The following is a 13160-nucleotide window of genomic DNA, read 5'->3' as shown; positions in this document are numbered from 1 at the left end:
GATTGGCATGGTCAACCAATACAAGGGTCGGATGGCGCCGAGGTTCCGCGAGCGTATCGGCATGAAATCGAAATATTCACCGAAAGCTTAGGCGTGGCTTTGGAAGTCTAGGTCCGCGCGTCCGCATGGCAAATGGAGTAGGTCGACACGCGCCGTTCAGCTCGGCTTGTCCTTCGCGACGATGTCCGTCCAGCGATACTGCTCCTCGAAGCCCAGCATTTCCCGGACCTTGCGGTTGGAAAGCGGTGCTTCGTACTCCCCCATGGCACGCGTTATCGGGGTTTCGGGCGCGACGCGGGCAAGAAATTCCGCCGTCGGCTCGTTGGCGATGATCCGGTCATTGGTGGCGTTGAACACCTGGAAGCCGAGCCCGTCGGTTTCGATGCAGCGATGCACGATCTGCCCAAGATCGCGCGCGTCGATATAGCTCCACGCATCGCGATGCCGCCGCTCCGGATCAAGCGCCTGGGCCGGGAAGCGCTCATAGTCCTCAGGCAGCGTGACGGCGCCGATCCTGAGCGCATAGATATCGGCGCCGCTCCGCGTGGCGAAGGAGCGGGCGATCTTCTCGCCGACGACCTTCGACAGCCCGTAGCTGTCGGTCGGATCCGTGTCGTGGTCCTCGTCCACGGGAAAACTGTCGAATTCGCGGCGGCCTTCGGCGAAGCAGACGCCATAGACGGTTTCGCTCGAGGCGGTGATCACCTTGCGGATGCCAAGCTTCGTGGCCGCCTCGATGACATTGTAGGTGGAGAGGACATTGGCCGCGAACATCGTGTTGTCGGGGCGCGCGAAGATCCGCGGGATGGCCGCGAAGTGGACGACGGCGTCGACGGGAGGCAGGCCGGTGCCGGCGAAATACTCCTCGAAGCCAAAATGCGTCGAGAGAGCGTTGAAGGCTTGGCCGCTGTCGGCGAGGTCGACGATCATCGTGTTGATGCCGGGGATGTCGACTGGCGTGAGATCCAGATTGAGGATCTGGTGACCTTGCGACTGCAGATAGGGAAGAACAGTGCGGCCGACCCTGCCGCTGCCGCCGGTGAAGATCACGCGCTTGCCCATGGCTGGCTCCGATGCGAGGGATGTCATGCGTCCGGCAGGGCCAGAGCCCTGCCGCTTTCTTGCCGGCCGTCCCAGGCGGGAGCGGCCGATCCTGGCCCCCTCGGCCTGCTATTCGAAGACGCCGTAGCCGGCCACCGCGTGGCGGCGCACATTGTCCATGTCGAGCTCGACGCCAATGCCGGGGACTTCCGGTATGACGATATGGCCGTCCTCGACGATCGACTTGGCGCCTTTCGGCAGCTTCACATAGCTGTCCCAGACCTCGCGCTCCTCGAGGGCGTGCCATTCCAGAACGAGGAAATTGGGCACCGAGGCGCAGACATGGCAGGTCGCCATCGTGCCAAGCGGCGACGACACGAGATGCGGCGCGAACGGAATGTAATAGGTCTCGGCGAGCTGCGCGATCTTTCGGCTTTCGGAAAGGCCGCCGCATTTCGGCACGTCGGGCATGACCACGTCGCAGACCTGCTGCTGCAGCGCCTCGCGGAAGCCCCAGCGGGTATAGAGGTTCTCGCCGATGCAGATCGGCGTGCGGCTGCGATTGCGCACCTGGCGAAGGGCGTCGACATTCTCGGCCGGGATAGGTTCTTCCAGCCAGAGAAGGTTGAACGGCTCCATCTCCCACGCGATGCGGCTGGCGCTCGGCACGTCGTACCGGGCGTGCAGGTCGATGCAGAGGTCGATGTCGGGTCCGACGGCCTGGCGCACCGCGGCGACGCGCTCGACCATGGTGCGGATTTCGGCGGCGTTGGCCGTCGGGTTCATCTCGTCGAATTTCGCGGGATGCTTCAGATTGTCGATGTCGAATTTCAGCGCGGTGAAGCCTTCCGCGACCATGCGCTTGGCACGGGCAGCGCAGCCGGCGGGCGAGCCCGACGCGTCGTCGCCATCACCGCAATCGGCATAGAGGCGGACCTTGTCGCGATATTTTCCGCCGAACATGCGGTAGAGCGGCTGGCCAGCGGCCTTGGCGGCAATGTCCCAGAGCGCGATCTCGATGCCGGAGAGAGCGATCAGGAAGATGCCCGATTGCGCGCCGGAGAAGACGTGATTGCGGCGCAGCTTGTCCCAGCAATAGTCGACATTGCGGGGATCTTCGCCGATCAGCTCGTGCTTCAGGTCATTGATGAGGCCGACAATCGACCCCGCGCCGGCGTCCGGATTGGCCTCGCCATAGCCGACGATGCCCTCGTCGGTATCAATGCGGACCAGCGTCGCATGGCCGTGATAGGCCACGACGGCCGTCTTGATGTCGACGATTTTCATCTCTTGCTCTCTCCCTTGTGCCTTGGGTCTCGACGCGTTCATGCGTGTCGATGGATCGGTTTGAACGGTTCGCGGTCCGCGATGCGGTGATGCGAATGCGCGGCGCCGGCAGGGCGGCAACCGGCGCATGCTCGCGCATCATCCGCCGGACGGAAGACGTATCCGCGGCCGGAGGGAGGAGGGCACGTCTCGCCTACAGGATCGAGACGGCCACTCCGGCCGCGGATGTGGTCAGGCCGACTTCGCCTTGGTGGGGCTGACGATGTAGCCGAACATGTTGCCCTTGCCGGCGATGGACGCCCAGATCGGCTTGGTCACCCGGTCGATCGCGGCGATGTCCTCTTCCGAGATCGCCCAGCCGACGCTTGCGGCGTTCTCATCCATTTCAGCGACGGTGCGCGCGCCGAGGAGCGGCGAGCTGACGCCGGGGCGGCTCGTCAGCCACTGCACGGCCAGCTGCGGCACCGACTTTCCGTATTTCGCTGCGATGGGGCGAAGGCCCTCGACTGCATCGAGCGATTGCTCATAGGTGCCGGGCTGAAACAGCAGCGTCGTGCGGCGCTGGTCACCTTCGGCAAAGACTGTGTCTCGCGACAATGTCGCGGTGAGCAGGCCCTGCGCGAGGCCGCTATAGGGCATGACGCCGATATTATTCTTTCGGCAATAGGGGAGCGTTGCCGCCTCGACCTCGCGCCAGAGCATGTTGTAAGGCGGCTGAAGAACGTCGATCGTGCCGTGTTCACGCGCCTTGTCCATTTCGGCGGGCGAGAAGTTGGAGACGCCGACAGCGCGGATCTTGCCGGCGGCGCGCAGGCGCTCCATGGCCTCCATTGTCGGTCCGACCGGAAAATCCGGATTGGGCCAATGGATGAAATAGACATCGACATAGTCGGTCTGGAGGCGCTTCAGCGATCCTTCAAGAGCCGATTCGAGTTCGCGCGGATCGAGATGGTTCGGGGCGACCTTGGTCGCGATGACGGCCTTGGAGCGGCGATCCTTCAGCGCCTCGCCAAGGACCTCTTCCGAGTGTCCGTTGCCATAGGCCTCGGCCGTGTCGATCAGCGTGACGCCCAGTTCCAGCGCGCGATGGATGACGCGGATCGATTCCGCATCGTTCGCGGCGCCCCAGAAAGCGCCGGACATGCCCCATGTTCCCAAGCCGATCTCCGAGACGGAAACAGGCGACGACCCAAGACGGCGCTGCTGCATATTCATCCTCCCATTCCAGCGGCCGTTCCATGCGCCGCTTTTGTGATAGGTTTATACGCTGATCGACTTATCTGACAAGTGGACTTGAGCAGAATCGTTCGGCCTTTGGGTCGTCGCCATGGCGGCCAGGGAGGTATGCCGACGGGCCGTGCCGGCGCTGCCCGCGCTTCGGCCTCGCCTTGCCACAGCCGGGAAAGCAGCTGCGCGTAGGCCTGGAGCGGACTTCCCGGCTATTGGAAGTCGGCGCCTTCGTCGACCATCATGATGCCGACCAGATTCGCCTCGAGATGCACCCGCATCGCGTCCTCAGCGCGGCGCGGATCGCGCGCAGCCAATGATTCGAACACCGCGCGGTGCTGCTGCGTGGCGATCGGCAGCGCGTGCGGCGCCTGGTTGCTGACCCGCCGGCTGGCGAGTTGCCACCAGCGCGAGGAATACATGAAGCGATCGAGGATGCGATTGCGGGTCGCACGGCAGATCTCCATGTGGAATTCCAGATCGACGCGGAGATACCCGTCGGGATCGTCTTCATGCTTGGCCATCGCATCAAGGATCCCGCGCAGGCGCTCGAGATCTTCTCCCGTGACGCGGACAGCAGCCTCCGCCGCGATTGCAGGCTCGAGAATGAGGCGCGCGTCGCGCAATTCATGCAGCAGTTCGCGCACCTGGGGTTTCGGCAGCCACTCGATCAAAAGTGGGCTCAGATAATCCCATTCGGCGATCGGCCGCAGCGTGACGCGGCGGCCTTGGGCGATGTCGACCATATCCAGCGAGCTCAGGATCTTCAGCGCCTCACGGGCGACGGCGCGCGACACGCCGAATTCCATCGAGATCTGCAGTTCAGAAGGCACCAGCCCGTCCGGATACGCATCGGTGGCGATGCGCCGGATCAGGACGCCGGCGACTTGTGTCGGCAGGGTGCGGAGCTGGACCTTTATCGGCAATGGGTGCGCCTCAAACTCTGGGAATGACTGGTTGCGCCAGACTACGGTGATGCACGGCGCGCGTCACTGCCGGAAAAGCGTCGGACGGAGCCGGCTGGACGATGTGCGCCACCGCTGGGCGAGGCAGAAATGCCGACCGCCATGCGACAGGCGCCCAATCGCCGGTGCTCTCGCTCTGCAGGTCTGGTGATGTCACGCCGTGAGGGCTGCGATGTCGTGTCGGCGCGGCCCTGTCCCGGCCGACATGAGCCGCCGGTCCCGCAATCGCACGCGGACCTGCGGATCGCCTTGCGCTGTCTTTTGCTCGCATCGATCGCCCCCCGGCGCCAACCGATCCCCTTTCGGCGATCCGTGGCTGTTCATGGGCTGGTGATACTTGACCGCCGCTCAATGCGATAGTAGCATCATCTTATCGGACAAGTCGATAAGCATATAAGCGCTTGAGCGCAACGCTGTCCGTCGCTCGCACTGGCCATTGGCACGGTGGGGAGGAGCAACGCCTGATGTTCGTCGAGAACGACCCTTCATATGCCGGCACTGTGGCATCGACAGCCGGCCGCGTTCGCCGGCCACGCCGTCGACATTTCCGCCGACTTGCGCGCGGGCAGCCTTGCCCTCCGGAGACACCGGGTCTCCGCAACGCCTCATGACCGTCAGCAGCGGGCAACACAGCCGTCTGCGGCGCGTCGTCTCCGGCACTTTCCTGCAGCGCACCAGACATGGTGGCAGATCGGATCAAGGCTCGGCGAGCGTGGCCGAGACACGCGAAGTCATAGAACGACGCCATCGCCGTGGAGGAGCATGTCGGCGGCGAGCAACCAACAACCAAGCGAAAATAGGGAGGTAAGAATGGCTTTTGACAGGCTTTCCAGGCGCGGATTCCTGGGTGGTTCCGCAGCGGTTCTTGGAGCGGGAACTTTTGCTCCGCGGATCGCGAGAGCGGAAACGACCGAGATCCGGGCTTTGCTGATCACCGGCGGCCCGCTCTATCCAAAATACTGGGAGAAGGTCGTCGCCGACTTCACGGCGAAGACCGGCATCAAGGTCAAGTATGACCTGCTCGAATTCACGCCGCTCACGACCAAGGTCGTGACCCTTGGTGCTGCCAGGAGCAACCTTTACGACGTCTTCAGCACGCATACCGCGCAGATCGACTCGTTCTTCAATTATTTCGCGCCGCTCAATGAATATTTCACGGAAGACGAGCTGAAGGATTTCTATCAGGTCGGCGTCGACTACCTCGTCAATCCGAAGACCAAGGGTCTCGCCGCAATTCCGCGCAACATGGATGCGCGGACGCAGTATTACCGCTCGGACGTCTATGCCGAGCATGGTCTCAAGGCTGCGGTGACCTGGGAGGATCTCGTCGATGTCAGCCAGAAACTGACGGGCAATGGCTATTACGGCCTTGTCGTGCCGGGTCAGGGTGATCCGGCGCAGCGCACCTTCTCCGACCTCTTGTGGCAGGCTGGCGGCGACTGGGTCGACGATGCGGGCAAGCCATCCTTCAACGCGGCACCCGGCATCGAAGCGCTGACCTATTACCGCGACCTGATCCAGAAGTGGAAGGTCGTGCCGCCGGACGCGGTTTCCTACCAGTGGAACGAGAACTCGACCCAGTTCTCATCCGGTGCCGTGATGGACACGTTCGACTGGCCCGGCGCCTTCTCGACGCTCTCCAATCCCGAGACGTCGAAGGTGGTCGGCAAGTGGTCGACGGCGCCTTATGTGCGCAACAAGACCGCTATTTCCTGCGCGATCTCGCATGCGATGGCGCTCAACAGCATGTCCAAGAAGAAGGACGCTGCTGTCGAGTTCATCAAATACACGGTGAGCCCTGAGGCGCAGCTTCTCAACTTCAACGACTACTCCAACTTCCCGAGCCGTCTTTCGGTCGCGAAGCAGGTCGTTTCGGAAGCGAGCGGCGCCAAGGCAGAGTGGCTGGCTCAACTCGAGCAGACGATCGCCACCGGCAAGGAATGGCCGAAGCTCCCCGGCTTCTCGCGTGTCTGCACGCTGATGTTCTCGACCATCGAGCGCGCGCTCAGCAACCAGCAGTCACCCGAGGACGCCCTTAACCAGGCATCAGCCGAAGCCTTGCAGATCATGACGCAGGCAGGGGCATACAACTAGCATGACAGCCGCCGCACAGCCGGCGGGGCGCCGGTGGCGAGGTTCGCCACTGGCTCCTTCCTGGCAGAAGGGATATCTGTTCGCGAGTCCGGCGCTGATCGTGATGATCGCGATCCTGATCTATCCGCTGATCTACTCATTCGTGATGAGTTTCTATCGCTGGGACCTCAGCTCTCCATCGCAATATTTCGTCGGTCTTTCCAACTATCGCGATACCTTCAACTCCCTCGGCTTCAAGCAGACACTGCGTGTCCAGCTCATCTTTTCCGCCGTCACCATCGTCGTGGAGGTGGCTGCCGGCATGGGCGTCGCGGTGCTGGTCAATGGCCGCCTGCGCGGGCTGAAGCTGGCGCGGACATTGCTCCTCGTGCCGCCAATGATCGCGCCTGCCGTTGTCGGCCTAAATTTCCGCTGGCTGTTCAACGGACAGTACGGCCTCGTCAACGGCATTCTCCGCTTTCTCGGCTTGCCGGAAGCGCCGTGGCTCTCCGATCCCAACTGGGCGCTGGCGTCGGTCATGATCGCCGACATCTGGCAGAACACGCCGCTGCTGGTGCTCCTCTTCCTCGCCGGCCTGCAATCGCTGCCGCAGGAGCCGATCGAGGCGGCGCAGGTCGACGGCGCCTCGTCATGGGGCATCTTCTGGCACATCACGCTGCCGCTGATGCGTCCGATCCTCATGATCGCGCTGATGCTGCGGATCATCGATACCTTCCGCACCTTCGACGTTGTCTGGCTGATGACGCAGGGCGGTCCAGGCGGCGCTACCAGCCTCATCACCGTCAACGCCTACCAATCGGCCTTCCAGAGCGCCTCGTTCGGCCACGCCTCTGCCGTGTCTTATGTCGCCCTTGCCATGTCGCTGCTGTTCCTTGCGCTGCTTTACGGCGCGCCATGGGCGGCAAGGAAGCTGCGGAGAAATTCATGACCGATATCGCGCAACATCGCATGGGCATGCGCCGGAGGCGCCCGAAGCTTCGCGAGGGCGTGACCGCCGGTCTCGTCATCCGTTATCTGGTGCTGATCGGGACGGTGCTCCTGACCATCTTCCCGCTCGCCTGGCTGGTCTTGACCTCGCTGCGAAACTCGGCCGACATCTTCGCGGTGCCGGTGCGCATCCTGCCGGCATCGATCACGTTCGGCCAGTATGTCGCGGTGTTCAGCCAGTATGGTCTTGATGGCTATCTCTGGAACACGATCATTGTCTCGTTTGCGACGGTCGTGCTGGTGATCCTGCTGGCCGTCCCCTGCGCCTATTCGATGGCCCGCTTCCGCCTGCCGGGCGCAAAGGTGATCGTGAGCATCCTGCTCATCATGCGCATGATCCCTGTGGTGGCTCTCGCCATCCCGCTCTTCGCCGTGTTCGCGGCGATCGGCCTGCTCGATACGCTGACGGCGCTGGTGCTGGCGCACACCGCCTCAAAGCTGCCGGTCGCGATCTGGCTGCTGATGGGGTTCATCCAGGATCTGCCGAAGGAGATCGAGGAATCGGCGCAGATGGACGGTGCGAGCACGCTGCGTATCATCGTCCAGATCGTCTCGCCCCTGATCGCCCCCGGCATCGGCGCCACGGCCGTCATCACATTCCTCTTCACCTGGAACGACCTGCTGCTGGCCTTGACGCTGTCCTCGTCGGAGGCAGCCCAAACGCTACCGGTGGGCCTCACCAATTTCGTGTCGCAGTTCGGCATCGACTGGGGCGCCATGTCGGCCGCCGGCGTGCTCATGGTGATCCCGACGCTGATCTTCGTCTGGTTTGCGCAAGGGTTGCTCGTGAAGGGCCTCGTCTCGGGCGCGGTCCGCGGCTGATCCTGGCATTCACACTTGGTCCGGCGCTCGCCGGGCCGCCCATCAGGTTAACGCAGTCACTGGCCCCGCTTGTTCACGGCGCGGCCGGAGGCGGGCGGAGAAATGGAGGCAAGATTGGACAATCCTTTCGACTACAAGGACATCGTCCGGCCGCCGCGCGCGGTCGTCGATGCATTGGCGCGGATCGGATCGGCGACGCTCGCCAGCGAACTCGCGCAGCATCTCGGCATCCGCGACCCGCAGATCCGGGGGCCGCGCCCGCTGGTCAAGGGCCGGACGGTGGCGGGGCCCGCACTGACGCTGCAATGCATGCCGAAGCGAGAGGATCTCTATGGCGCGGCCGAATACGAGGATCCGGAAAAGCAGCTGCACCGGCATGTGATGTATCCCACCCAGCCGGGCGACGTCATCGTCGTCGACGCGCGCGGCGATCTCGGCAGTGGCATCTTCGGTGAGATGATGCTGACCTTCTTCGCGGGACGGGGCGGTGCCGGCGTCGTCATCGATGGCTGCATCCGCGATTCAGCGGAGGCCGCCAAACTCGACATCGGTATCTGGGTCAAGGACGTGACGCCCAACTACCATGCCCAAACCAACATCATTCCCTTTGCCGTCAACGTGCCGATCGCTTGCGCCAATGTGCTGGTGATCCCGGGTGACATCATCGTCGCCGATGACGACGGCGTCGTCGTGGTGCCGGCCGCGCTCGCCGAGCAACTGGTGGCAATCGCCGACCGGCATGTGGAGTGGGAGGAGTTCGCCCGCATCCGACTCTCGGAAGGCGGCGATCTCAGGAAATACTATCCGCTGAGCCCTGAAGCCGAAGCCGAGTATCAGGCCTGGCGGAGTGCGCAGCAGAAAAGCTGATCACGGTCGAAGCGCCGGCCGGATTCGCTCGAACGGCCCCGAGGGCGGCAGGATGCCGCCGACCTCGGGATCCCGCCCCAGCCTGAATTCCGCAGCCGGAGCGAAGAGTCTGGACGTCGCCGGTCAGGTGGCCGGGCGATCCAGCAGCGCGGCCGCCGGCTCGTTGAGGTAGAGCGTCGCATGCGGCGCCGTCTGCAGCAGCGACGCCGGGCACATGAACGTGACCGGGCCTTCCAACACGCGCTTGATCGTTCCCGCCTTGTCCGCGTCGTGCACGAGGGCAAGGACGCGGCTGGGCTTCAGCAGCGCATGCATCGTCAGCGAGAGGCCGTAATGCGGAACATCTTCAACCTTCTGGAAGATGCCGGCCTTCTTGACCTGGTTGCGCGTCACCTCGTCGAGGAAGACGACGCGGATGATGTCCTTGGTATCGAAGTCGGCCGGCGGGTCATTGAAGGCGAGATGGCCGCTATCACCGATCCCGACCACGCAGAGCACGGGCTGGAGCTCGTTGTAGAGCTTCGTGTAGCGCGCGAGTTCCTCCTCGACCGGCTCATGGTCGCCCTGCATCGGGAAGAAAGCCTTGGGCTTCACGTGATCGAGCAGATGCTTGCGCATGCGAGATGCGCCGCTTTCGACGCGGCTCTCCGCGACGCCCATATAGGTGTCGACATGCAGGATCGTGATCTTCGACCATTCGATATCGGTGCGGGCCCGCAGCGCGGTATAGAACGGTGCCTGTGCCGCGCCGAGCGCCATGATGATGGCGATCTCGTCCTTCTTGGCGAGTTCGGCTTTGCACACAGCGGCCAGCGCCTCGGCGGCAGCTTCACCGAGCGCCTGGTCGGTCGGCGCCACGAGGACTTCCAGTTCGCCATATTTCAGCTTTTCCATGGTCGAATTTCCTTGCTTGCGGCGCCTTGAGCGGCGCCAGATTTGCCACGAGCAGCATCATTCGCTGCGGAAGCGGGTCCGCTGCGTCATGGCCTTCGGTGGCTCGGATCGGTCGCCGAGCCGGTGATCAGGGCATCAGGATCTCAGCGTCTCTTGCCGCCACCCTTTCCGGCGGTCGGAGACGGGGAGGGCGGCGCGCCCTCGATCGCTGTCCAGCGCACCGAGAAGCGTGTTGCGACGTGGAATTCTTCCTCGAGGTCGACAAAGGTCTCCTGCAGCAGCCGCTCGATCGCGTCATGGTCGCGCGCACGGATCGCGGCGAGTTGGCGGCTATGCACGTCGATCATGTGGCGCCCATGCTCCGCATCGTTGTTGAGCGCGCCGCGCAGCGGATTGAGGTCGCGATAGATCGAGGTCATCGTCCGCAGCAGGAACTGGTTGCCGGCGGCATGCGCGACGCGGCGATGGAACATGCCGTCCGCCCGCTGCACCATTCCGGGGTCGCCGAGATGGCGCTCCATAAGGCGGATCGTGTCGGCGATCTGGTCGAGTTCCTCCTCGGAGGCATTTTCGGCAGCGAGGTGATAGACGATCGGCTCCAGCATGCGGCGCGTTGCGATGAGTTCGGCCGCGTGATGCGCCTCATGCGCGATGTTCTTGCCGACGAGGTCGAGCGGGATCATTCCGGTCGCGACGAAGACGCCGCCGGCCTGTCCGGCCCTAATGCGGAGCACGCCGGAGTTTTCGAGGATGCGCAGGGCCTGGCGCAGTGTCGGGCGCGACACTTCGAGCAGTTTCGCCATCTCGGTTTCGTTCGGCAGGCGGTCGCCCTCGCTCAAACCCCTGGCGTCGATGGCATCGATGATCCGCTCGATCACCGTCTCGAACGTCCGATGAGCCTTGATGGGCGCGAAGATGCGGGCCGAGGAATGGCCGTCAGCGGGATCCTTGGCCCGTTTTCGTTTGGGTGCGTCGGTGCTCATTGTGGGCCTCCCAGCTCCCTTCCCGCCAGCGTGCCGAGTTCTGCGGCGTGTTCGAGTTCCGAGACGATGATCTCGGCCCGAAACGATTGCTCCAGACCGCTGTGATAGCGCTGCAATGCCGGATTGAGAAACACATCCGCTGCACGCTTGATCGAGCCATTCAGGACGATACGAACGGGATGGTAGAAACGCGAAATCATCTGCATCGCCTCGCCGAGATAGCGGCAGAAGATGGCGACGGTCTCTGCGGCGGCCGGCTCGCCATTGCGGGCGCGCTCGAAGATTGTCACGGCATCGGCGGTCTCACCCGCGATCTCGGCATAGACCTCGCGCAGTCCGCGCCCGCACACTGTGCGGTCGAGCGAGCGATAGCTGCCGAGTTCCTCGACATAGAGCGTCTGTTCGGAAATGAGGCCGGCGGCGTAGGCGCCGCGCAAGACGCGACCATTCTCGAAGACGCCGACGCCGATCCCGGTTCCAAGATTGAGCATGGCGAAGGGCGCCCCGTCGCGGCCGGCACCCAGGGACGCTTCCGCGATGGCCATGGCGTGAATGTCGTCGTCGACAAAAACGGGGAGGCGCAGCTGCTCGCGCAGGAACGCCTCGAGCGGGAAGCCGACCCGGCCGCCCATCAGCGAGCTGTAGACAACATGGCCCTGGTCGAGGATGCCGTTCAGCGACAGGCCGATACGCTTCACATCCGGCGGACACATGGCGCGGATGAGCGCGGCGAGGTCGCTGGCGAAGGCGGTGGTGCCGCGCCGCATCAGCGCCGTCGGTGTCATGCCAAGCGGCGTCGCGCGCAGCTCCGCGTCGATCGCGCAGAACTGGATCTTGGTGCCGCCGATATCAACTCCGAGGCTTTGGCTCATTCGCTGATCCGGTAGCCGATGGGGGCAGGGTCAGGGTCGCCTGAGAGATGCAGCGCCTCGAGCGGACCGAGCGAGCCCATCGCGGCGCGATAGATGATCGACCAGCGGCCGTCGCCATCGCGCACGGGAATGCCATGATAGGGCAGGATGCGCGACCAGGTATTGACCGGCAGCACCGCGAGGTTCTCGGGCTTCGGCGAGACCGTCAGTTTTAGCGCATAGGGCCGGAGGTCATGCAGATAGCCGGTCGAATCCCGGAGCGCCAGCAGAGCGCGATAAGCGAAGAACTGCCGATGCGCGACCTTGTCGATGAAGTCACGCGGATAGCGCAGCGCCGAATCTGTCTGGTCGCGGTCATAAGCGGCTGCCAGCACGTCGGGATCATAGTCGAGCGTCGGCACGGAGGTCCGTGATGCTGCCGTCGTCGTGTCATAGGCCGCGCGGATCGCCGGATCGCCCTGCTGCCAGAGTTCACGCAGCCGCTCCTGCTCGTGAATCCAGCGCGCCTCGAAATTGGGGATTTCGGTCACCATGTCGTCGAGGCTGTGGAAGGTCACACGTTCGGGGTCGACCCCCGACACCCGCACGACATTGTCGATGCCGGCCCGATAGGCGGCGATCCGGCGCGGATCGACCCCCTGGCAACGGCCAAGGATACCCTCTTCGAGGATCGTCAGCACGCCGCCGGGCGGGTAGACCGCAGCGATGGCGTCGAGCACAGCCTGGAAGCGGCGCAGCATCAGAGCCTCGCCGAGATCCGGCGCCGCCCGCTCGTTCTTCAGCGGATTCGGCACCTTGTAGGGGAACGCCATCGAGACGAACTGGATCGGCTCGTCGCGCGCGATGAAATAATCGAGCCGCTCGAGCCAGGCCGTCCGGTTCGCAGGAATGAAGGAGGGATCGCCGAACAGCACTTCGGGATGTTCGAAGATCGACAGAATCCGCTCGGCGACGGTGCCGCTCGCCTCTGCGGCGATCGGAGCATCATTGCTCAGCAGCAGCGCATTCAGCGCCGCCGCGTCGAGATCGAGCCGGGATGCGACGACCGGGGGATCGAACCGGCGCGGGAGGGCTGCATTCACATAGATATAAGGGCTGGTCATTCTCTGCTCGGAAAGCAT

12 protein-coding genes are annotated in these 13160 nt (G+C 63.9%); 4 read left to right on the top strand and 8 right to left on the bottom strand.

Features of this window, described 5'->3' with window-relative positions; genetic code table 11:
- Positions 1 to 156 precede the first annotated feature (156 nt).
- The 4 genes from LB518_RS20295 to LB518_RS20280 form a co-directional block, all read right to left on the bottom strand.
- Complete coding sequence (locus LB518_RS20295; RefSeq protein ID WP_224579638.1) at positions 157 to 1062, bottom strand: NAD-dependent epimerase/dehydratase family protein; 906 nt, start codon at positions 1060 to 1062, stop codon at positions 157 to 159.
- 108 nt (positions 1063 to 1170) lie between these two features.
- Complete coding sequence (locus tag LB518_RS20290) at positions 1171 to 2328, bottom strand: mandelate racemase/muconate lactonizing enzyme family protein (RefSeq protein ID WP_224579637.1); 1158 nt, start codon at positions 2326 to 2328, stop codon at positions 1171 to 1173.
- A 231-nt stretch (positions 2329 to 2559) separates the two neighbouring features.
- On the bottom strand, positions 2560 to 3537 hold the full coding sequence (locus LB518_RS20285) for an aldo/keto reductase (protein WP_224579636.1): 978 nt from the start codon (positions 3535 to 3537) through the stop codon (positions 2560 to 2562).
- A gap of 230 nt (positions 3538 to 3767) precedes the next feature.
- Complete coding sequence (locus LB518_RS20280) at positions 3768 to 4481, bottom strand: FadR/GntR family transcriptional regulator (RefSeq protein ID WP_224579635.1); 714 nt, start codon at positions 4479 to 4481, stop codon at positions 3768 to 3770.
- Between the two features lie 963 nt (positions 4482 to 5444).
- Here LB518_RS20280 and LB518_RS20275 point away from each other — a divergent pair.
- The 4 genes from LB518_RS20275 (at position 5445) to LB518_RS20260 (ending at position 9290) form a co-directional block, all read left to right on the top strand.
- A complete protein-coding gene (locus LB518_RS20275) occupies positions 5445 to 6614 on the top strand; it encodes an ABC transporter substrate-binding protein (protein WP_224579634.1) in 1170 nt (389 codons plus the stop codon).
- A gap of 103 nt (positions 6615 to 6717) precedes the next feature.
- Positions 6718 to 7542: a carbohydrate ABC transporter permease gene (locus LB518_RS20270; RefSeq protein WP_224579745.1), complete on the top strand. Its 825-nt coding sequence runs from the start codon at positions 6718 to 6720 to the stop codon at positions 7540 to 7542.
- The gene (locus LB518_RS20265; RefSeq protein ID WP_224579633.1) at positions 7539 to 8423 is read left to right on the top strand and encodes a carbohydrate ABC transporter permease; all 885 of its coding nucleotides are present in this window, start codon (positions 7539 to 7541) and stop codon (positions 8421 to 8423) included. The genes LB518_RS20270 and LB518_RS20265 overlap by 4 nt, the downstream gene beginning before the upstream one ends.
- Before the next feature lie 114 nt (positions 8424 to 8537).
- A complete protein-coding gene (locus tag LB518_RS20260; RefSeq protein ID WP_224579632.1) occupies positions 8538 to 9290 on the top strand; it encodes an RraA family protein in 753 nt (250 codons plus the stop codon).
- A gap of 123 nt (positions 9291 to 9413) precedes the next feature.
- Here the strand turns inward: LB518_RS20260 and LB518_RS20255 are convergent, their stop codons facing one another.
- The 4 genes from LB518_RS20255 to LB518_RS20240 form a co-directional block, all read right to left on the bottom strand.
- Positions 9414 to 10184: a 6-phosphogluconolactonase gene (locus LB518_RS20255; RefSeq protein WP_224579631.1), complete on the bottom strand. Its 771-nt coding sequence runs from the start codon at positions 10182 to 10184 to the stop codon at positions 9414 to 9416.
- 143 nt (positions 10185 to 10327) lie between these two features.
- Positions 10328 to 11167, bottom strand: coding sequence for a FadR/GntR family transcriptional regulator (locus tag LB518_RS20250; RefSeq protein WP_224579630.1), 840 nt, complete (start codon positions 11165 to 11167; stop codon positions 10328 to 10330).
- Entirely contained in the window at positions 11164 to 12039 is an 876-nt protein-coding gene (locus LB518_RS20245) for an ROK family protein (RefSeq protein WP_224579629.1), read from the bottom strand. Before LB518_RS20245 ends, LB518_RS20250 begins: the two co-directional genes overlap by 4 nt.
- Complete coding sequence (locus LB518_RS20240; protein WP_224579628.1) at positions 12036 to 13142, bottom strand: L-tyrosine/L-tryptophan isonitrile synthase family protein; 1107 nt, start codon at positions 13140 to 13142, stop codon at positions 12036 to 12038. The genes LB518_RS20245 and LB518_RS20240 overlap by 4 nt, the downstream gene beginning before the upstream one ends.
- Between the last annotated feature and the right edge of the window lie 18 nt (positions 13143 to 13160).

This window comes from Mesorhizobium sp. BR1-1-16, assembly GCF_020165495.1.
GTDB lineage: Bacteria > Pseudomonadota > Alphaproteobacteria > Rhizobiales > Kaistiaceae > Kaistia.
The sequence above is the reverse complement of the archived record's forward strand: the minus strand, read 5'-3'. Positions and strand labels throughout refer to the sequence as shown.